Raw genomic sequence first — 21,022 nt, 5'->3', positions numbered from 1 at the left:
TCTGTCGTGCACGCACGTCGATCCGAGGACGCGAACCGGCACCTGGCCGGTCGCGCTCCTCGGACCGCTGGTCGGTTCAATCCTCGCTGACGGCGGCGGATGCCGCAGCACGGCGTCGCTGCACGGCGATCCCGGTGCCGGCACCTGCGCCGACCACGAGCAGCCCGATGACGATCCACGCCCAGACGGGGAAGCCCGCATCCGTCGAGATCGGCGCGATGGCAGCGGCGACCACCGGAGCCTCGGCATCCTCCACGACCTCGTCGACCGGCGCTGCCCCGCAGTCTGCGCCCACCGGGATGCTGAACGACACGGAGTCGAATGACTCTCCCGCGGCGTAAGTGCCGAAGGCGGCGGCGCCCGCCTCGGTCAGTGCCGTCGCGGCATCCGCGAGCGTCAGCACGCCCTCGGCGTTCGCGGCATCCGCGAGGGAGAACTCGACGAACCGCACGTCCTTCTGGTCGATCGCCTCGCCACCCTGCGTCGTTCCGGCGATGTCGAACACGACGTACCCCGTGTCACCGGCGAGTTCGATCCGTGCGTTGTTCAGTTTCGTGTCGAGGGCGCCGTCGTGCCCGTGGAACGCGATGGTTCCCCCGAAGTCGACCAGGCCGGCTTCCGACTCCGCGTCATACGACCCGGAGCCGTCGGACCAGACGAACTCGGGGAATTCGTACGCGACCCCCGCGAGATCCCATCCGCCGTGCGCGATGCCCTCGATGTAGTTGCGGAAGCTCTCCTTGTACCCCCAGTCGAGTGTTGCGCCCCCGACCGCGCATTGCCCGATCGCGGTCGTGGCCGCGCGGTCGAGCGTGAACGTCAGACCACGGTCGACCGAGCCCTGGAAGGTGAGCGTGTGCTCGCCGTCCGCGAGCGTCGCGGGCAGGGCTCCTGTCCACGTGGCGACGCCGTTCGCGTCGGCCTCGACGGTCCCGAGCAGCACAGGCGTCGAATAGACGACGACCTTGATGTCCTGCTCGTTCGACTGGAATCCGGATGCCGTGACCGTCGCGGATGCGCCGGTCTGCAGCGCTTCGAGGTTCGCCTCATCGATCTCGAGACCGTCACTTGCGGGAGGGGTCGATGGGAGCTGGGCGTCCGGCTGAACTGATGCCGCCGCCACCGTCCCCACCGCGCCGTTGGGCGCCGCGGCCGGGGTGCCGATCGTGAAGGTCACCGGGTTCAGCGAGGTCGTGAATCCGCTGAGGACCTGATCGCGACCGGACGAGGTGAGCGTCGCGGGAGCCGCCGTGTAGGTGACAGCGCCGTTCGACGTCGTCTTCGCGGTGCCGGCGAGGTTCAGCGTGGCGAACGGCACGCGCGCCCCTCCGGAGGTGACGTACAGAGTCGCCGACGTCGCGGATGCGATCTCGACCCGCGGGTTCGACACGGTCACGTCGAGCACACCGTGGTGTCCTGTGAAGCGCACCGAGCCGTTGTAGCCGACGTGGCCGAGGCCGGTCGCCGGGTTGTACGTGGTGCCTGCGGCCTGACCGAACTGGAACTGACTGCCCGAGCGGGTCGCGCCGCCGGAGACGAAGATCTCACCCTGCGCGGTCGTCGTGATGTAGTTCACGAACGTCGAGGAGATCGCCCAGCGCAGCGATCCTCCGGCCACCGGCGTGGCCGGAGCGGTCGGCGGATTCGTCGGCTCGGTCGGAGGTGTCGTGGGCGGTGTCGTGGTGTCGCCCGCGAGCTTCTTCCACTGCTCAGCCGTGATCGTGACCTCGCTGCGCGCGTAGATCGTCTCCGCGGTCGGCTGCGTGTGCTGCTGCCACACGATCACTTCGTACTTCTTCGACGAATCGAGCGCGTCCCCCGCGGCGGTCAGCGCGGTCGTGAACGCGCCGTCCGCGATCCCGCGCACGTACTCCATCCCGAGGAACCCGCCGCCGGCGGTGACATCGGCTTCGGTGCCCGCCTCGATCAGTGCCGCATACACACCGGGGATGTCGGTGAACCCCGCACCCTCGAGGTCGACGACGAGGTCGGTGCCGTCGACGGATGCCGCGTTCGTCACGGTCATCGCCGGCCCGGACTCCGGCTCAGTGGAGTAGTTCAACATCGCGCCCTGCTCCTGCGCGGCGTTCACCACGCCGCCTGCCGCGTAGGTGAACACGCCGTATGAGCCGCCCTCGGGTGAAGCCGGTGCGTCCTTCAGCGTCAACGTCGCCTGGAAGGTGCCGTCATCGGCGATGTCCACCCACTGCGCCCTGATGGCCCCCTGGTAACGCTCCGGGACCTGCTCGAGCACGCTCTCGGCGAGCGCCCACACCTGGGCTCCGACGGAGCGCGTGCTGGAGGCCGCACCCGTGGACGGCTGCCAGTTGGAAGCGAAGTCGCCGAACACGACGTAAGTGCCCTGGGGCAGGTTCGAAGGGATCGGCACACCGCGACCACCGACGTTCGCGCCGGGGTCGTAGCCGCTGCCCTTGACGACGATCTCGTCGCCGGCGCGCAACGTCGTCTCACCGGCCGGCGTCGCGCCGTCGGCGAGGAACACCTCGATGGACGGCTGCGCCACGGAGTGCAACGCCGCCCACTGCGCCTCGCTGATCGCGACGTCCGCGCGGGTGTAGATCGTGGCGGAGGTCGGCAGAGTGTGCTGCTGCCACGCGATCACCTCGTACGACGTCGTCTTCTCGAGCGCGTCGGCCGATGCCGTCAGATTCACCTGGAACGCACCGTCGGAGATCCCCCGGACGAACTGCATCGCGAGGAACCCGCCACCGGCGGTGACCTCCGACTCCGTGCCCTTCTCGATCAGCGCGACGTAGGCACCGGTCGCTCCGGCGAAGTCCGCACCGTCGACGCTCACGACCAGGCCTTCCGCGGCGGACGCCGCAGAGACGGAGACAGCGACGGCCGGGGCGGGCTCAGGCTCGGGCTCAGGCTCGGGAGCCGGCGGGAAGACCGCATCCCACTGCCCGTCCGAGACTGATACGACCGAGCGGCCGTACAGGTTCTCGGGCGTGAAGCCGCTGTGCTGCTTCCACATCACGACCTCATAGGTCAGCGAGCGGTCGAGCTTCGCGACCGGCGCGTTGAGCGAGAATGACGTCGATCCCGCACTGACCGCAGGGAAAGGCAGCGCGAACGCGACGTACTGCATGCTGTTCAGCGCCTCGTCCTCGCCCTGCACGATGAGGGCTGCGTACGCGCCCGCCACTCCTTCCGGGAGCCCTGAGGCGTTCACCTGGATCGTCAGTCCGGACTCGGATGCCGCGGCGACCTGCGGTGCGACGGTCGCGCCTTCGGCGGCGAGCGCCGCCGGCGCGGTCAACGTTCCGAACATCGTCATGAGCACGGCGAGCACGGCCGCCAGCGCTGCTCTGGGGCGACTGCTCGTCGCGTGGGACTCAGGGTGATTCACGGGTGCCTCCAGGCGTGCGATCGCGCCCCTGTGCGGGCGCGACGATTGACCCCTCGTCGGGGTCGAAAGCTGTTGCGGGTGAATGTGGTTAGGCTTAGCTAACCTACGTTTCTGACCATAGACTGATCTGCGTCTCCACGTCAAAGATTAGGACAGGCTTCCCTAAATGCGATCGCGTCTCTCCCTCCTCATCTCGGCCGTGCTCGTCGTCGCACTGGCCGGCTGCGCGGCCCCCATGGCGAACGCCGGGGCGGAGAGCGAAGCATCCGATTCCTGCCCCTCGGCATCGCAGCAGCTCGCGGGTCTCGATCTAGTCGAAGACGTCCGCACGGCGACGGGCGGTTCGACCGCCTGCCTGCCGACGCACTCGATCGAGCCGGTGTCCGACGAGACCGCTCCTGAGCTTCCGGTCACGGTGACCGATGCGGAGGGTCGTGAAGTAGAGGTGACTGATGTCGACCGCATCCTCGCCATCGACATCTCCGGCACGATCGCGTCGACGGTGTTCGCACTGGGCATGGGCGACAGGGTCGTCGGACGCGACTCGTCTACGACGTTCGACGGCGCTGCGGATCTTCCCGTCGTGACCAGGACCGGACACTCGCTCAACCCCGAGGCGATCCTGGAGCTCGCGCCGACCGTGATCCTCACCGACACCACCATCGGACCGAAGGAGGTGCGCCAGCAGCTGCGCGATGCCGGCATCCCGATCGTCATCATCTCCGATGAGCTCCGCCTGGAGACCACCGACCAGCTCATCACCGAGGTCGCCACGGCGCTCGGCATCCCGTCCCGCGGCGACGCGCTGATCACGCGGGTCGGCACAGAACTCGATGCCGCCCTTGCCGAGATCGCACCCGTGGTTCCCGCCGACGAGGCGGACCGCGCACGGATGCTGTTCCTCTACGTGCGCGGCAGCGCGAACGTGTACTACATCTTCGGCAAGGACTCCGGGGCGGATGCACTCATCGAGGCCGTCGGGGGGATCGACGTCGCGAGTGAGATCGGCTGGGAGGGCAACAAGCCGATGACTGCCGAGGCGCTCGTCGCCGCACAGCCGGATGTGCTGGTGATGATGACCGACGGGCTGGAGTCGGTGGGCGGCATCGACGGACTGATCGAGCGCGTCCCAGCCGTCGCAGAGACCCGCGCCGGCGCGAACCGCCGCGTGATCGACATGGCCGACGGCGAGATCCTCAGCTTCGGACCCCGCTCGCCCGAGATCATCCGTGCGATCGCGCGCGCCCTGTACGCGCCCGATTCGGGCAAACCCGCCGGCGAGACCGCCGAATGACCGGGGAGGTCGTCACGGCGACTCCCTCCCGGCACCGCCGGCTGCGGTTCGCTGCGGTCACGACGACGCTCGCCGCGGTTCTCGTGGTCACGTGCCTGATCTCGCTGGGGAGCGGTCAGTATTCGCTGGCACCGACGGAGATCATCGGCATCCTGCTGCAAGGGGTCGGGATCGACACAGCGTGGGCACCCGAGGACGCGTCTGCGAGCGGCGTGATTTTCAACATCCGCCTGCCGCGGCTCGTGCTCGGCGTGCTCGTCGGCGCCGCGCTCGCGGTCTCGGGAGTGCTCATGCAGGCGATCTTCGGAAACCCTCTGGCGGATGCCGGTGTCGTCGGAGTCTCGTCGGGCGCGGCTCTCGGCGCCGCCGCCAGCCTCACGTTCGGGATTTCGACGTTCGGGATGTGGACGACCCCGGCGATGGCGTTCATCGGCGGTCTCGTCGCGGTGTTCTCGGTGTACTTCATCAGTCGGTCCGGGGGACGCACCGAAGTCGTGACCCTGCTGCTCACCGGCATCGCGATCAACGCGATCGGCGGGGCCGGAATGGCATTCCTGACCTTCCTCGGAACGACGTCGACGCGCGAGCAGATCGTGTTCTGGCAGCTCGGATCGCTGAACGGAGCGCTGTGGCCGAACATCGCGATCGTCGCTCCGCTGACCGTCATGGGCATCGTCGTCGCGCTGTTCGTCGCGCACAGACTCGACCTCTTCGCCCTCGGCGAGCGCACCGCTCGTCACCTCGGGCTCAATGTCGAGCTCCTGCGGATCGTCGTCATCGTCACGGTCGCTGTGCTGGTCTGCGCGGCGGTCGCGTTCGCCGGCATCATCGGTTTCGTCGGCCTGGTCGTCCCGCATCTCATGCGCATGCTGATCGGCCCGGCTCACCTGCCGCTCATCATCTCGTCCGCCGCCGGCGGCGCGCTGCTCATCGCCCTCGCGGATCTCGTCGCGCGCACGGCCGTGCCGCTGGCGGACATGCCGATCGGGATGATCACCTCGCTCGTGGGCGGCCCGTTCTTCCTGTGGCTGCTGGTGCGCACGCGGCGCCGGTCGGGGGGCTGGGCATGAGCGTCCTCGCGGCTTCCGGCATCGCGGCATCTGGCATCACGGCATCCGGGATCACGGTACGGCCCGTCGCGGGTGGACGCACCATCCTCGAGGATGCCGCGATCGACGTGGAACCCGGGGAGATCCACGCGCTGGTGGGGCCGAACGGCGCAGGAAAGTCGACCCTGTTCGGGGTGCTGGCCGGAGACGTCGCGATCGAGTCGGGAGCCGTCTCGATCGACGGACGGGGATTGGGCACGATCCGCCCTAGGGAGCTCGCGCGCACCCGCGCCGTACTGCTCCAGGAGAACACTGTCTCGTTCCCGTTCTCGGTGGAGCAGGTCGTGCGGATGGGCCGGGCGCCCTGGGCGCGAACCGCGTCGGAGGCCGACGACGATGCGGTCGTCGCATCCGCGATGCGCGCCACCGAGGTGGACGGGCTCGCCCACCGATCGGTGTCGTCGCTCTCCGGCGGCGAGCGCGCCAGAGCCGCGCTGGCACGCGTGCTCGCGCAGTCGACGCCGATCATGCTGCTCGACGAGCCGACGGCTTCGCTCGATCTCAAGCATCATGAGGACGTCATGCGGCTGGTGCGGGCGAGCGCGGATGCCGGCACCGCCGTTGCCGTGGTGCTGCACGATCTCAATGCGGCGCTCGCTCACGCCGATCGGGCGACGCTGCTCGCCGCAGGACGGGTCGTCGCAACAGGGACCCCGGCGGAGGTGCTCACGGCCGAACGCGTCGAGCGGGTGTACGGCCAGAGTGTCGACGTCTTCCCGCACCCGGCGACGGGTGTGCCCTTGGTCGTCGCCCGGCGGTAAGTCATACGCCGCGTACACCTGGCTGGAGGAACGCACGAATGGCTGGCGAAACCCGGCCGATCGACGTGCAGCGGTGCAGACCGACGGCCAGGTGCTCGGGCGAGCTCAGGGACGCAGCGGCAGCAGCCCCTCGAGGTCGGCCCGGACACCGGATGCATGCACGCGGCCGGCCGCGACGGCATCCGCCCACACCTCTGCGCCGGTGGCGAGGGCGATCCAGGTCGCGGCATCCATCTCGATCACGTTCGGGGGCGTGCCGCGCGTGTGCCGCGGGCCCTGCACGACCTGCGCCGCACCGAACGGCGGCACGCGAACCTCGACGCTGTTTCCCGGAGCCTTCTCGTCGAGCAGTTGCAGCAGGTAGCGGACCGCGGTCGCCAGCGCTGTCCGCGCGGGCTTCTCCCCCGCCGCGGTCGCGGTGCGCACGGCATCCAGCGCCGTCCGCCCCTCGATGGTGTCGATCCTGCGAGCCATCTGCCCAGCCTATGGCGGGCGTAGGCTCGAAAGCGTGACCGACAGCCAGCATCCGGAAGGCGCCCGCGCCCAGCTGCTCACCGCGGCGCAGCGCGGTGACTGGAATCCACAGGTGTTTCCGCCACTGGCGGATGGCGTCGAGGCTCGGCGGTCGGCCGTCCTGATCCTGTTCGGGGTGCTCGACCGCATCCCGGCTCCCACGCCCGATGCGGCCGTCGCGAAGGACCTCGACGTGCTGCTGCAGCGGCGCTCGCCCACGCTTTCATCGCACCCGGGGCAGGTGTCCTTCCCGGGCGGAGGACGCGAGCCCGCCGACCGCGACGATGTCGCCACGGCGCTGCGCGAGGCCGAGGAGGAGACCGGACTCGACCCGACGGGCGTCGAGGTCCTGGCCACGCTGCCCGCGCTGCCACTGGCCGTGAGCAACCATCACGTGACGCCGGTGCTGGGGTGGTGGACCAAGCCGTCGAAGGTCGCGGCGGTCGATCATGCCGAGACGGTGGAGGTGTTCCGGGTACCGGTGGCGCAGCTGCTGGATCCGGCGACGCGCTTCCGGTCGGTGACATCGCGCGGTCGGCTGACGTTCAAGGGTCCGGCGTTCGACGTCGACGGCACGATCGTCTGGGGCTTCACCGCGATGGTGCTCGACCGGCTGTTCGATGTCTGCGGCTGGACCGTGCCCTGGGACGAGACGCGCGAGCGGCCCGTCATCCCCTGACGCGGCTCGGTAGTCTGGACGGGTGAAGATCCTCGTCCTCGGTTCCGGTGCCCGTGAGCACGCGATCATCCTCGCCCTCAAGGCCGAAGGCGCGAGGCACGAGCTGTTCGCGTCCCCCGGCAACGCCGGCATCGCCGCGGATGCCACTCTCGTCACGGTCGATCAGCTCGACGGCCGCGCGGTCACGGCGTTCGCGAACGAGCACTCCATCGACCTCGTCGTCATCGGCCCCGAGGCCCCGCTCGTCGCAGGCGTCGCGGACGCACTGCGCGAGCGCGGCATCCCGGTGTTCGGTCCCGGCAAGGCGGCCGCGCAGCTCGAGGGCTCGAAGGCCTTCGCGAAGCGCGTGATGGATGCCGCGGGCGTGCCGACCGGACGCGCGGTGCGCGCGGCATCCGCCGCCGACGTCGAGGCGGCGTTCGACGACCTCGGAGCGCCCTATGTCGTCAAGGCCGACGGGCTGGCCGCAGGCAAGGGCGTCATCGTCACCTCCGACCGCGCAGAGGCGCTCGCGCACGCAGCGCAGTTTCTCCCGTCCGGCCCGGTGCTCGTCGAGGAGTTCCTCTCCGGCCCCGAGGTGTCACTGTTCTTCCTGTCCGACGGCGACACCGTGCGGGCGCTCAGCCCCGCGCAGGACTTCAAGCGCGCCTTCGACGGCGACGAGGGTCCGAACACCGGCGGCATGGGCGCGTACTCGCCACTGCCGTGGCTCGCCGAGCAGTTCGGCAGCGAGCGCGAGTTCGTCGACCTGGTCACGGAGCAGGTCGCGCTGCCGGTCATCCGCCAGCTGGATGCCGAGGGCACCCCATTCATCGGACTCCTCTACGCCGGCCTCATCCTCACCCCCGCAGGCGTCAAGGTCATCGAGTTCAACGCCCGCTTCGGCGATCCCGAGACCCAGGTCGTTCTTCCCCGGCTGCGCACTCCACTGTCGGAGCTGCTGCTCGCCGCGGCATCCGGAAATCTGGAGGCCCAACCGCAGCCCGCGTTCTCAGACGATGTCGCGATCACGGTCGTGCTCGCCAGCGAGGGATACCCGGAGGCGCCGCACACCGGCCGCCAGATCTCGGGACTCTCTTCAGCGGCGAAGGTGGACGGCGTGCGGATCGTCCACGCGGCGACGGCAGGGCCCGATGCTCCGGGCGGCGACCTCGTCGCCACTGGCGGCCGCGTGCTGAACGTCGTCGCGGTCGGCTCGGACTTCGCCGCTGCGCGCGCGCAGGCGTACGAAGCGATGGAGCGCATCAGCCTGGACGGCGCGCACTTCCGCCGCGACATCGCCGCACGCGTCGCCGAGTAGCCGGAGCGGTCGGCTGCAGCGTGTCTCACTAATGGTGGGTTCGCGCGTTCAGCACCCGCCACTTGTGCGACACGATCCCCGCCCGTGTCCGAGAATCGGCGGGTAGGCCGCCCCGACACCCACCACTTCTGCGACACGCCTCGTGGCACGCGGAAGGTGAGCCGGCCGCCGCCGGCAGCCGCCGTCAGCCGTCGAAGCCGAAGCTCTGCGGCAGGATCTCAGGCGACAGCGCGTACTCGACAGCCAGCATGCTGGCCCCGCGTACGGCGGCCTCACCGGCAGTGACCGACTGCACGATCGCCAGATGCTCGGTGGCGAGCGGCATCGACCGCGTGTAGACCACCTCGCGGACGCCGGCGATGAGGTGCTCGCCGACCCGAGCCATGGCGCCGCCGATCGAGATCACCGACGGGTTCAGCAGACTGACGGATGCCGTGAGCACCTCGCCCAGGTCGCGACCGGCCTGCCGCACCGCCTGGATGGCCTCAAGGCTCCCGCCCTTGACGAGTTCGACGACGTCGTTGCCGTCCTTCGCCTCGATGCCGCGGGCCGCGAGCGAGCGGGCGATCGCGGGGCCGGACGCCAGCGCCTCGAGGCATCCGGTGTTCCCGCAGTGGCACGGCACGTCCGCCCCGCGCGCGACGCGCACGTGCCCGAAGTCACCGGCGATGCCCTGCGCACCGCGCAGCAGCCGGCCGTCGGAGATGATGCCGGCGCCGATGCCGGTCGCGACCTTGACGAAGATGAGGTGGTCGGTGGCGGGCCATGCCGCCGCCCGCTCGCCGAGCGCAGAGATGTTCACGTCGTTGTCGACCAGCACGGGCACCTGCAGGTGCTGCTGCACCCAGCCGGGGACGTCGAAGCCGTCCCACCCCGGCATGATCGGGGGCTTCGCGGGCCGGCCGGTCGAGTACTCCACGGGCCCTGGCACTCCCACGCCGATCGCGGCGACCTGGTCGTGGCGGAGCCCCGCCTCGGCGATGAGTGCGTTCGTGGTCTCGACCATCCACGTCAGCACCGGCTCTGGCCCGAGCGACACCGCCATCCGTCCCGTGCGTTCGGCCAGGATCGTGCCGGCGAGATCGGTCACCGCGACGGTGGTGTGGGAGGCGCCGATGTCAGCCGCCACGACCACCTTCGCCGCCGGGTTCAGCGCGAACTGGGATGGCGGGCGACCACCCGTCGACGCGGCATCGGCGACCGGGGCGATCAGGCCCATGCGCATGAGCTCGTCGACGCGAGCGGCCACGGTCGACCGGGCGAGGCCCGACGACTTCGCCAGCTCCGCACGCGTGCGCGGCACTCCGTCTCGCAACAGCTGGAAGAGCTCACCGACGCCGACGGCGCTGAGATTACTTGCCATTCCCACCCTGTGCTTCTCGTGAACGGCCATGCCCGTCAACGTTCTGTACCTGTCAACGGCCCTGTGCTCGGCACGTCTTCGTCTGGCCCGAAGTCTACGCGGACGGCACCTCGGCCGGCGGCGTCTGCCCCGCCGGCCGCAACCGGTTCTTCTTGACGCGACCGACGGCGAACCGCTGCTGCAGCAGGACGGCCACGACGATGATCACGCCCTTGGCTACGGACTGCACCGACGAGGAGAGGTTGTTCTGCACGAACACGTTCGACAGGGTCGCGAAGATCAGTACGCCGAACACTGTGCCGGTGATCGTGCCGCGCCCGCCGACCAGCAGCGTTCCGCCGACCACGACGGCGGCGATGACATCCAGCTCCAGCAGGGTGCCGTGCGTCGACGTCCCCGCCGTGGTACGGCCCAGGTACATCAAGGCGGCGATGCCGGTGGTCAGGCCGACGAGCCCGTACAGCCACATCGTGTGCTGCTTCACCTTGATACCGGCGAGGCGCGCAGCCTCCGGATTGCCGCCGATCGCGACCGTGCGCCGCCCGAACGTCGTGCGGTTGAGCAGGAACCAGCCCGCGACCGCGACGACGGCGAAGATCCAGATGAGGATGTCGACGCCGAGCAGATCGACGTTCATGGCGCGGACGAAGTCACGGTCACTCACGACCAGCGTGCGGTTGTTCGCCAGAATCTCCGCCAGTCCGCGCGCGCCGACCATCATCGCGAGCGTGGCCATGAACGCCGCGACTTTCCCGTACGCGATCACCACACCGTTGATCAGTCCCGCGCCGAGGCCGACGAGAAGCGCCACGACGACGGTGACGATCCAATGGCTGGACGCGGCGATGTCCTGGATCGCTGCGAGCGAGGCGACGACGGATGCCAGCGCCACGACCGCCCCGACGGAGAGGTCGATGCCGCCGGAGATGATGACGAAGGTCATGCCGATGCTGACGACGCCGATGATCGACGCCTGACGCAGGATCACCAGCGCGTTGTCGAAGTTCAGGAAGTTCGAGGAGGTCACGGCCCCCACGACGACGAGCAGAAGCAGCGCCAGAACAAGCCCGAGGTTGCGGCCGACGGATCCGGAGAGCAGCCGGCGCAGGGGCGAGATGGTTTCATCCGGGGCCTGTCCCGGCGAGGCGGTGGGTGTGGTCTGCACGCTCACGCGGCGACTCCTTTCATGACGAGGTCGAGCACTCCGTGCTCGTCGATCTCAGATGCGGGAAGTGTGGTGAGGACGCGCCCGTCTCCGATCACGAGGACCGAATCGGCGAGGCCGAGGACCTCTTCGATCTCGCTGGAGACGATCACGATGGCGTGGCCGGATGCCGCGAGCCTGCGGATCAGCGCATAGATCTCCGACCGTGCACCGATATCGACGCCGCGGGTCGGCTCATCGAGAAGCAGCACGGAGCTGCCGTGCACGAGCCAGCGCGCGAGCAGGATCTTCTGCTGGTTGCCGCCCGACAGCGTCGCGGCGGGCCGCTCCGGGTCGGCCGGGCGCAGCTCGAGGGCCGCGATCTGCTCCTTGGTGGTGCGGCGCTCGCTGCGCTCGTCGAGCAGGATGCCCTTGGCGAACCGCGTGAACGACGACAGGGTGACGTTCTTGAAGATCGGCTCGCCGAGCACCAGCCCTTGCGATTTGCGCTCCTCAGGACTGAGCCCGACGCCTGCCGCGACCGCGGCGGAGACCGACCCCCGGGGCAGGTTCTTCCCACCGATGCGGACGGTTCCGGCTGAGGCCTTTCGCGCGCCGTAGACCGTCTCGACGATCTCGCTGCGGCCGGAGCCGACGAGACCTGCGAGTCCGATGATCTCGCCGGCGCGCACCGAGAAGGAGACGTCCTCGAACACGCCGTCGAGGCCGAGGCTGTCGACGTCGAGAAGCACGGGTGCGTCGGCGGCGATCGGCTCGGCGGGCGGGAAGACGTTCTGCACAGCGCGACCGGTCATGTGCTTGATGAGCTCGGCGGTCGGGGTGTCGGCGACGGAGAGGTTGCTCGCGACGGTCGAGCCGTCCTTGAGGACGGTGATGCGATCACCGATCTCGCGGATCTCCTCGAGGCGATGGGTGATGTAGACCACGGCGATCCCCTGCGCGGTCAGCTCCCTGACCACCGCGAAGAGGTTTCGCACCTCTTCCGAGTCGAGCACTGCAGACGGCTCGTCCATGATGATGAGCTTGGTGTCGTGCGAGAGTGCGCGCGTCATGCTGACGATCTGCTTCTCTGCGGCACTCAGCGATCCGACGTCGGCGTGCGGTGACATCGAGCCGTGGCCCAGGCGGTGCAGCAGCCTGCGCGTCTCCTGCACGAGCTGGCGGCGGCGGGTGAAGCCGAACCGGTCGAACTCGTGCCCGAGGAAGACGTTCTCCGCGATCGTGAGCCCGTCGACGACGTCGAGTTCCTGGTACATCGTCGAGATGCCGAGGGAGATCGCGGCCTGGGGGTTCGCGACCTCGACGACCTCGCCCATCCAGCGGATCTCGCCGGCGTCGGGGGTGTGCACACCCGCGAGCGTCTTGATCAGCGTCGACTTGCCTGCGCCGTTCTGGCCCAGCAGGCAGTGCACCTCGCCGGGACGCACTTCGAGGTCGACCCCGCGCAGGGCGCGCACGCCGACGAAGCTCTTCTCGACGCCGCGCATCTCCAGTAATGCCGGTGAATGGTCATCTTTGATCACAGGAGTGAACATAACATGCTCGAATGGTGAGCGCGAGAGGTGATCATCTGATCGATCGTTTCGCGCACGCGCGCCTGAGAGCGGCGATCGTCCTGATTTCACGGGGGTCACTCGCGTATCAAGACTTTTGATCTTATTTCAACAAAAGCTGGCTAAGCGGTGACACCTTCTGTTAGCTTGACTCTGTCAGTGCAGGTGCGCACCCGAATCGAATCCGATCGCCGGTACCCGCACCGCACGCATCTGCATCACATTTCAAGGAGGAAAGACATGCACGGCATGCGCACACGCGGGATCCGCCCGCTGATGGCCGGAGCGGCAGCACTGTTCGCCATCACCCTGCTGGCCGGCTGCACCAGCGACGGCACCGAGAGCGAAGGGGACTCCGGCAACCAGGGCACCACCAGCGAGGAGAACGCGTCGTCCGGCGACACGGTCGTCATCGGCTGGTCCGGTCCCGAGGCCGACCACGGCTGGCTCGGCGCCATCAACTCCGGCGCCATCAACGCCGCAGAGGGCTTCGACGACGTCGAGCTGCGTCAGGCGGAGGGCACCAACGACGCCAACCAGCAGATCGCTGCCGTCGAGCAGTTCATCAACGAGGACGTGGATGCCATCGTGCTCCTGCCGACCGACGGCGCAGCCCTCACCGAGGTCGCCATGAAGGCGATGGAGGCCGGCATCCCCGTCATCAACGTCGACCGCGAGTTCTCCAACCCGTTCGCCTCCCGCATCACGATCCTGGGCGACAACTACGGCATGGGCGTCAGCGCGGGCACCTACATCTGCGAGCAGCTCGACGGCCAGACCGATGCCGTCGTCGCAGAGATCGCCGGTATCGACTCGCTGCCGCTGACCCAGGACCGTTCGCAGGGCTTCGCGGACGCTCTCGACGGCTGCGGCCTCGAGGTCGGACCGCGCGTCGCCGCGGACTTCACGGTCGCCGGCGGTGAGAGCGCAGCATCCCAGCTTCTGGCAGCCAACCCGCAGATCGATGCGATCTGGAACCACGACGACGACCAGGGCGTCGGCGTCATGGCAGCGATCGAATCGGCAGGGCGCGACGAGTTCTTCCTCGTCGGCGGAGCCGGCAGCATCAACATGATGGACCGCATCGAGGCGGATGACAGCGTCATCAAGGCGACCGTCATCTACCCGTCCACGCAGGCAGCCGACGGCATCGCCATGGCCCGCCTCATCGCGCAGGACAAGACGATGAGCGACCTGATCACGCCGAGCGTTCCGTACCGCATCGTGCTGGACGCACCCGTGGTGACCAAGGACAACGTCGAGGAGTTCATCGACCTCGCATTCGAGTCCTGACACCATCTGCGGGGCGGGCGCCTCGGCGCTCGCCCCGCGCTGTTCCATTCCGCACCGTTCCCGGGAGTAGAAGATGACAACTGAGCTGCGAGTGGCCATGATCGGCCACGGATTCATGGGAGCGGCGCACTCCGTCGGCTGGCGGCAGGCGCCAGCCGCATTCGACCTTCCCCTGGCGCCGCGGATGGCGGTGCTGGTGGGCCGCGACCCCGAGAAGACCGCGGCCGCCGCCCGCAAGTGGGGCTGGGACGAGTCGTCCACCGACTGGCGCGCGGTCATCGAGCGCGATGACATCGACGTGGTCGACATCGTCACCCCCGGAGACTCCCACGCCGAGATCGCGATCGCGGCGCTGGGTGCCGGCAAGCACGTGCTCTGCGAGAAGCCGCTGGCGAACTCGGTCCTGGAGGCCGAGGCGATGGCGCAGGCCGCGCGGGATGCCTCAGCGCACGGCATCCGCGCCATGGTGGGCTTCACGTACCGACGCGTCCCCGCCGTCACCCTCATGCGCGACATGATCGCGGACGGCCGCGTCGGCACGATCCGGCAGGTGCGTGCGAGCTACCGCCAGGACTGGCTGTCCGATCCCGAGTCGCCGATGACCTGGCGCCTCGACAAGGATCGTGCGGGCTCCGGAGCACTCGGCGACATCGGCGCGCACATCGTCGACATGACGCAGTTCGTGACCGGACAGGCGCTGACCGAGGTTTCCGCCGTCTTGGCGACGCTCGTCGAGGAGCGCCCCCTGCTGGGTGAGGCGGTCGGCCTCGGCGGCACCGCAGGCACCGAGCGCGGACGGGTCACGGTCGACGACGTCGCCCTGTTCACCGGCCGGCTCGAATCGGGCACCCTCGCGACCTTCGAGGCGACCCGCTTCGCGACCGGACGCAAGAACGCCCTCGACATCGAGATCTCGGGGGATGCCGGTGCGCTGCACTGGAACCTCGAAGACATGAACGTTCTCGACTTCTACGACGCCACCGCCCCCACGAGCGAGCAGGGGTTCACCCGCATCCTGGTCACCGAGCCCGAGCATCCTTATCTCTCGGGCTGGTGGCCCACCGGCCATATGCTCGGCTACGAGCACGGCTTCTCCCACCAGGTGAAGGACCTCGCCGAGGCGATCGCCGCGGGTGCCGACCCGCACCCGACGTTCGCCGACGGGCTGCACGTGCAGCGGGTGCTCGACGCCGTCGAGCGCAGCGCGCAGGACGGCTCGTCCTGGACCGGCGTCTGACGACCACGATACGAATCCCGCGAGAAAGAGGACGATGATGTCACGACCTGTCACCCTGTTCACCGGCCAGTGGGCCGATCTGCCTTTCGAAGAGGTCTGCCGGCTCGCCGGCGAGTGGGGCTACGACGGCCTCGAGATCGCGTGCTGGGGCGACCACCTCGACCCCTCGCGCTGGGACGACTCCGAGTACGTGCAGGGCCGCCTCGACATCCTCGAGCGCAACGGGCTCAAGGTCTGGACGATCTCGAACCACCTGAAGGGGCAGGTCGTCTGCGACGATCCGATCGACCAGCGTCACCGCAACATCGTCTCGGACGAGGTCTGGGGCGACGGCGACCCCGAGGGCGTGCGCCGTCGCGCCGCGGAGGAGCTCAAGAACACCGCACGCCTCGCCGCTGCTCTGGGGGTGAAGACCGTCACCGGGTTCACCGGGTCGTCGATCTGGAAGTACGTCGCGATGTTCCCGCCCGCGACCGACGAGATGGTGGATGCCGGTTACCAGGACTTCGCCGACCGCTGGAACCCGATCCTCGACGTGTTCGACGAGGTCGGCGTGCGCTTCGCCCACGAGGTGCACCCGTCGGAGATCGCCTACGACTACTGGACGACCAAGCGCACTCTCGAAGCGATCGGCCACCGCGAGGCGTTCGGGCTCAACTGGGACCCGTCGCACATGGTGTGGCAGGACATCGACCCTGTCACGTTCCTGTGGGATTTCCAGGACCGGATCTACCACGTGCACTGCAAAGACACCAAGAAGCGGCTGGGCAACGGCCGCAACGGCCGACTCTCGTCGCACCTGCCGTGGGCCGATCCGCGGCGCGGGTGGGACTTCATCTCCACCGGCCACGGCGACGTGCCGTGGGAGGACGCGTTCCGCATGATGAACGCGATCGGGTACGAGGGTCCGCTGTCGGTCGAGTGGGAGGATGCCGGGATGGACCGCCTCGTCGGCGCCCCCGAGGCGCTGGAGTTCGTGCGGAAGCTGTCGTCGTACCGGCCGTCGGATGCCGCGTTCGACTCTGCCTTCTCCACGAAGTGAAGACGCTCCAGATCCGCTGAGCGGAGTCGCCCCGCTGCTGGTGGTTACAGCTCGATCCAGTAGCGGCGCAGCCGCGGGTGGCCCTGCTCGGCGGCATCCACCACGTCCTGCAGCACCCCGCCGGCGCCCTCGATCGTGCGATACGAGCCGACGTTGTCGTCGTCGCAGGTGAGCATGGCGCTCTCGACGCCGAGTTCGCGGGTGCGCTCGAGCGCGAGGGCGAGCCCTGCGCGCGCATAGCCCTGCCGCCGACGCGTCGGTCGCACCGAGTAGCCGATGTGCCCGCCGAAGTGGCGGAGCCACTCGTTCAGCTCGTGACGGATGGACACGAATCCGACGACCTCGCCGTCGTCGGTGATCCAGTAGAGGTCGTTGTGCACGCGGCCGTTCGGCGCCGGGATGCTCGTGTCGGCCATGCGTTCGGCGGTGAGGATGAGTTCGTCCAGGGTCGCCCGATCTCCGACCACCGGGGCAGACAGCCCCGATCCGTCGATGTGCACGCCGCCGAACTCCGTGACCGCCGCCGCCCAGGAGTCGAAGAGGTCTGCGGCGGGCCGGATGAGTGCGATCGTCATGTCGTCAGCCCATCACGCCGGCATCCGCGGGCGCAAACCGTCGCTACTTCTTCCGCGCCCCGAGGTGCGCGGGCCGCCGCAGGAAGAGCACCGCGACCACCCCCAGGAGGATGACCGCCGCGGGCATCAGCATCGTCTGGGCCATGGCATCCGCGAAGGGAGCGGCGACGGCATCCGGCAGCGCCCCCTCGCCGAACCCGCCGGTCGCGTCGCCGGCACCCGGCAGGTTCGCGACCAGGCGGCTCTGCATGAAGGCGGCGATCGCGGCGGAGCCGAGCACGGATCCGATCGTGCGCATGGTGTTGTAGATGCCCGAACCGGCGCCGGCCTGGTGCATCGGCAGGTCACGGGTCGCCGTCGTCGCGAGCGGACCCCACATGCCGGCGTTGCCGAAGCCGAGGATCAGCGACGGGACCAGCATCCACAAGACGGGGGTGTCGGTATTCATCATCACCGCGAACAGGAACAGCGAGATCGCGACCAGCAGCAGGCCGGGAACGAGCATGATCCGAGGGTCGATGCGGTCGAGGAGCTTGCCGGCGAACGGCGACACGATTCCGGCGGCGAGTGCCATCGGGATCAGCAGCAGCGCCGACTCGGTCGGGGTGAGTCCGCGGGCGAGCTGGAGGAAGAACATCAGCGGCAGCCCCTGCGCCGTCACCGTGAAGCCGACGATGGCGATCGTGATGTTCGACCACGCGAAGTTTCGGTTGCGGAACAGGCCGAGCGGCACCAGCGGCTCGTTCTTGGTGCGGGCCTGGTACCAGAGGAACAGCGCCAGCACGACGACGCCGGAGATGATCAGGCTCCATACCGAGACCGGCCCCCAGATGACGCCCCAGTCGTAGGTCTCGGCCTCCTGCAGGCCGAAGACGATCAGGAACATCGCGATCGCGCTGAGGAAGACCCCGGGGATGTCGAAGCGGTGCGAATGCGTCTCGAGCTTCGGCACGAGGATCCAGGCGAGGACGAACCCGACGACGCCGACGGGCAGGTTGATGAAGAAGATCCATTCCCAGCCGAGGCCGTCGACGAGGAAGCCGCCCGCGAGCGGACCGACCAGCATGGCGACACCGGATGCCGCGCCCCACAGTCCCATGGCCGCACCACGTCGCTCGGGCGGGAAGGTGCGCGTGATCACGGCCATCGTCTGCGGTGTCAGCAGCGCGGCGCCCAGCCCCTGGGCGGCGCGCGCCCAGATGAGTCCATCGAGAGTGGTGGACAGTCCGCACCACAGCGAGGAGAGCGTGAAGATCGCCAGGCCTATGAGGTAGAGGTTCTTCGGTCCGAAGCGGTCACCGAGACGCCCGGTGATCAGCAGCGGCACGGCGTACGCGAGCAGGTACGCGCTGGTCACCCACACGACGCGGTCGAGGTTCGGCGACGACGGGTCGAGCGCCGCTTTGATCGCCGGGTTCGCGACGCCGACGATCGTCGTGTCGACGAGAATCATGAAGAACCCGATGACGAGCGCCCACAGCGCTGGCCACGGGCTGCGTTCGTCGGTCTGCGGAGATGCTGCGCGAGCTGTACTGGCGTCGGTCACCCGGCAACGCTACACCCGGGCAGCGACACCCCGACGGCGCGGTGGCATCCGCGGCTGAGAGGACGGCCGCTCGTCAGAGGTCTGCCGGCCCCAGACCAGCGCGCTCCAGGATGATGCCCACTTGAACGCGACTTCGGACGCCGAGCTTGGCGAACACCTGTTCGAGATGGGTTTTGACGGTACCTGCGGAGACGTGGAGCGCCGAGCCGATCTCCTGGTTCGTCTCCCCGCGGGCGACACCCTGTGCGACGTCGCGTTCTCGCCCGGTGAGCACCGCGACCCGCTTCTCAGCCGCACGACGGCCGGTGCCGCCTTCGGCCTCGACCGCTCTGCGCACGAGCTGCGCGGTGCTTCGACCTGAAACGACCGTGTCACCTGCGGCGGTGCGCAATACGGCATCGGCGATCCGCGCGGGTGGTTCATCCTTCAGCAGGTAGCCGCTGGCCCCGGCCGACAGCATCCGCAGCAGCTGGTCCTCGGCGTCGATGCTCGTCATCGCCAGCACGCGAGCCTCCGACTGGGCTACGATCGCGGCCGTCGCCTCCGGGCCGCCGACTCCCGGCATCCGCACGTCCATGAGCACGACATCCGGACGGTGGGCGCGGACGAAATCCACGGCAGCCGCGCCGTCGGCCGCCTCGCCGATCACCTCGATCGCAGTATCCACCGCGAGCACGAAGCGGAAGCCGCTGCGGATGAGCGGCTCATCGTCGACGACCAGCACGCGCACGGGGGAAGGGACGTCAGCGTTGGCCACGCCCCGAGCTTAGCGACCGCCTCAGCCGCGTTCCTGCCACGGCAGCGTCACGTCGACGATGAACGACCCCTCGTACTCGCCGATCCAGACCTCACCGCCCAGGACGGCCACACGCTCGCGGATGCCCAACGTTCCGTTGCCGCCACCCGGAACAGGACTCGGGGCGAATGCTTCGACCGGATTCGCCACGCGGACGCGAGCACCGCTCTGCGGATCCACGTGCACGTAGACGTCGATGACTGCTCCAATCGCGTGTTTGATCGCGTTGGTGAGCGCCTCCTGCACGATGCGGAATACGGCGCTGTCGAACAACGCCCCCGCACGCTCAGGCGATTCGATCACGACATAAGACCGTGTTGATGCGCCGCTCGCATGCAGGTCGGAGAGCAGTGATCCGATCCCCCGCATGGAGGCCGGCGCGCTCGCCGCGGCGGTGTCGCCGCGACGCAGGTCGCCTATGAGCCCTCGCATGTCCTCCAGCGCGGCATGGGTCTGCTCGCGCACTGTGCGTGCGATCTCACCCGTCGGCGAACCGGCCATGGCGGCGCCGCCTGCCGAGGCGGCCGCCTCGAGGGCTCCAGCGTGCAGCGACACGACCGAGAGACGGTGCGCGAGGGCATCGTGCATGTCGCGCGCGACGCGTTCGCGCTCGGCCTGCCGTACCGTCTGTTCGGTGAGCGCGTCCGCGCGGCGATGCTCATGCTGTGCGCGCGCCTCGCTCTGGTGAGCGCTGACCCGAGCACGTGTCGTGAGCACCACGGCAGCTGCGGCCGAGAGCGAGACGACCGCCAAGACCGACGGGGCGATGACCCACGCCGGTTCGAACTGCGCATCCGTCCGACTCGTGAAGAGCCAGGGAAGCGCCGCCCCCCAGGGGGTCACAGTCTCACGGATCACATGGAAGGCGACCGATGCCGCCACGGCGATGCTGATCACTCGCGTGCGCTGGGGGAACCGCGCAATGCAGGCGACAGCCGCGATGAGCAACAACGCGTACGACATCCCGACAAGGCTGATGGCGGCGCCTGCGATCAGCGGGATCAGCGGGCGGCGACGGAGCCAACAGGCGCTGGACCAGGCGGCCAAAGCGACCAGGGCGAGCACGGTGCCGAGCGGCGTCACCGACACCCTCTGTTCCGCGCCGACCGTGAAGGCAGCGGCGCCCGGCACGTTGATCACGGCGCAGATGTCTATCAGGGCGCCCACGACGAAGAGCACGAGAACGCCCGCTGCAGACAGTGCGCGCTCGGCCGGTCGTCGATCGTCGGGAGCGCTCACGTAGGTCACGATTCCGAGAGTAGAGCCCGGCGGTCAGCATCCGCGAGCGCCGCTCGGGCGAATGCATCTCCCCCGAACGGCGGAGGAAGCTCTACCCGGATGGCAGGTCCGCGTCGCCAGCGGAGAGCGTCACGATGAATGACAGCTGCCTTGTCCGTGGCGGCTGATACAACCAGATCCATGC

Annotated in this window: 17 protein-coding genes; 8 read left to right on the top strand and 9 right to left on the bottom strand. The window is 69.0% G+C overall.

Annotated features, from left to right (window positions below):
- Nucleotides 1–76: 76 nt before the first annotated feature.
- Nucleotides 77–3,373, bottom strand: coding sequence for an HtaA domain-containing protein (locus tag IM776_RS01765; RefSeq protein WP_194421373.1), 3,297 nt, complete (start codon nucleotides 3,371–3,373; stop codon nucleotides 77–79).
- Nucleotides 3,374–3,539: 166 nt separating this feature from the next.
- Here IM776_RS01765 and IM776_RS01760 point away from each other — a divergent pair, with 166 nt between their 5' ends.
- The 3 genes from IM776_RS01760 to IM776_RS01750 are packed head-to-tail and all read left to right on the top strand — an operon-like array spanning nucleotide 3,540 to nucleotide 6,537.
- Complete coding sequence (locus tag IM776_RS01760) at nucleotides 3,540–4,667, top strand: heme/hemin ABC transporter substrate-binding protein (protein WP_194421372.1); 1,128 nt, start codon at nucleotides 3,540–3,542, stop codon at nucleotides 4,665–4,667.
- Entirely contained in the window at nucleotides 4,664–5,737 is a 1,074-nt protein-coding gene (locus IM776_RS01755) for a FecCD family ABC transporter permease (protein WP_194421371.1), read from the top strand. The genes IM776_RS01760 and IM776_RS01755 overlap by 4 nt, the downstream gene beginning before the upstream one ends.
- Nucleotides 5,734–6,537, top strand: a complete 804-nt coding sequence (locus tag IM776_RS01750; RefSeq protein ID WP_194421370.1) for a heme ABC transporter ATP-binding protein — start codon at nucleotides 5,734–5,736, stop codon at nucleotides 6,535–6,537. Before IM776_RS01755 ends, IM776_RS01750 begins: the two co-directional genes overlap by 4 nt.
- 105 nt (nucleotides 6,538–6,642) lie before the next feature.
- Here the strand turns inward: IM776_RS01750 and IM776_RS01745 are convergent, their stop codons facing one another.
- A complete protein-coding gene (locus IM776_RS01745) occupies nucleotides 6,643–7,011 on the bottom strand; it encodes a sterol carrier family protein (RefSeq protein WP_194421369.1) in 369 nt (122 codons plus the stop codon).
- A 34-nt stretch (nucleotides 7,012–7,045) separates the two neighbouring features.
- Between IM776_RS01745 and IM776_RS01740 the strand changes: the two genes are divergently transcribed.
- Nucleotides 7,046–7,729, top strand: coding sequence for an NUDIX hydrolase (locus IM776_RS01740; protein ID WP_228479861.1), 684 nt, complete (start codon nucleotides 7,046–7,048; stop codon nucleotides 7,727–7,729).
- 22 nt (nucleotides 7,730–7,751) lie between these two features.
- Complete coding sequence (gene purD / locus IM776_RS01735) at nucleotides 7,752–9,029, top strand: phosphoribosylamine--glycine ligase (RefSeq protein WP_194421367.1); 1,278 nt, start codon at nucleotides 7,752–7,754, stop codon at nucleotides 9,027–9,029.
- A gap of 184 nt (nucleotides 9,030–9,213) precedes the next feature.
- Here purD and IM776_RS01730 read toward each other — a convergent pair whose 3' ends face one another.
- From IM776_RS01730 to IM776_RS01720, 3 genes are all read right to left on the bottom strand, one after another.
- Entirely contained in the window at nucleotides 9,214–10,422 is a 1,209-nt protein-coding gene (locus IM776_RS01730) for an ROK family transcriptional regulator (protein WP_422730929.1), read from the bottom strand.
- A 64-nt stretch (nucleotides 10,423–10,486) separates the two neighbouring features.
- Nucleotides 10,487–11,563 carry an ABC transporter permease gene (locus IM776_RS01725; RefSeq protein WP_194421366.1) on the bottom strand — a complete coding sequence of 359 codons (1,077 nt, stop codon included), beginning with the start codon at nucleotides 11,561–11,563 and terminating at the stop codon, nucleotides 10,487–10,489.
- Nucleotides 11,560–13,044, bottom strand: coding sequence for a sugar ABC transporter ATP-binding protein (locus IM776_RS01720; protein ID WP_228480005.1), 1,485 nt, complete (start codon nucleotides 13,042–13,044; stop codon nucleotides 11,560–11,562). The genes IM776_RS01725 and IM776_RS01720 overlap by 4 nt, the downstream gene beginning before the upstream one ends.
- Before the next feature lie 315 nt (nucleotides 13,045–13,359).
- On the opposite strand from IM776_RS01720, the gene IM776_RS01715 reads away from it, so the two are divergent.
- The 3 genes from IM776_RS01715 to IM776_RS01705 all read left to right on the top strand — a co-directional run bounded on the left by IM776_RS01715 (nucleotide 13,360) and on the right by IM776_RS01705 (nucleotide 16,682).
- Nucleotides 13,360–14,403 (top strand): substrate-binding domain-containing protein, encoded by a 1,044-nt coding sequence (locus IM776_RS01715; protein WP_194422462.1) that lies wholly within the window; start codon nucleotides 13,360–13,362, stop codon nucleotides 14,401–14,403.
- Between the two features lie 97 nt (nucleotides 14,404–14,500).
- On the top strand, nucleotides 14,501–15,640 hold the full coding sequence (locus IM776_RS01710) for a Gfo/Idh/MocA family protein (protein WP_194422461.1): 1,140 nt from the start codon (nucleotides 14,501–14,503) through the stop codon (nucleotides 15,638–15,640).
- A 37-nt stretch (nucleotides 15,641–15,677) separates the two neighbouring features.
- Nucleotides 15,678–16,682: a sugar phosphate isomerase/epimerase family protein gene (locus IM776_RS01705; RefSeq protein WP_194422460.1), complete on the top strand. Its 1,005-nt coding sequence runs from the start codon at nucleotides 15,678–15,680 to the stop codon at nucleotides 16,680–16,682.
- A gap of 44 nt (nucleotides 16,683–16,726) precedes the next feature.
- Here IM776_RS01705 and IM776_RS01700 read toward each other — a convergent pair whose 3' ends face one another.
- The 4 genes from IM776_RS01700 to IM776_RS01685 all read right to left on the bottom strand — a co-directional run bounded on the left by IM776_RS01700 (nucleotide 16,727) and on the right by IM776_RS01685 (nucleotide 20,847).
- A complete protein-coding gene (locus IM776_RS01700) occupies nucleotides 16,727–17,257 on the bottom strand; it encodes a GNAT family N-acetyltransferase (protein ID WP_194421364.1) in 531 nt (176 codons plus the stop codon).
- Nucleotides 17,258–17,300: 43 nt separating this feature from the next.
- Nucleotides 17,301–18,803: a DHA2 family efflux MFS transporter permease subunit gene (locus tag IM776_RS01695; protein ID WP_228479858.1), complete on the bottom strand. Its 1,503-nt coding sequence runs from the start codon at nucleotides 18,801–18,803 to the stop codon at nucleotides 17,301–17,303.
- A gap of 73 nt (nucleotides 18,804–18,876) precedes the next feature.
- Nucleotides 18,877–19,560, bottom strand: coding sequence for a response regulator transcription factor (locus tag IM776_RS01690; RefSeq protein WP_194421363.1), 684 nt, complete (start codon nucleotides 19,558–19,560; stop codon nucleotides 18,877–18,879).
- Between the two features lie 21 nt (nucleotides 19,561–19,581).
- A complete protein-coding gene (locus IM776_RS01685; protein WP_194421362.1) occupies nucleotides 19,582–20,847 on the bottom strand; it encodes a sensor histidine kinase in 1,266 nt (421 codons plus the stop codon).
- Between the last annotated feature and the right edge of the window lie 175 nt (nucleotides 20,848–21,022).

The organism is Microbacterium abyssi, assembly GCF_015277895.1.
Lineage (GTDB): Bacteria > Actinomycetota > Actinomycetes > Actinomycetales > Microbacteriaceae > Microbacterium > Microbacterium abyssi.
Note: the sequence above shows the minus strand (reverse complement) of the source record. Positions and strands in the feature narration are given on the sequence as shown.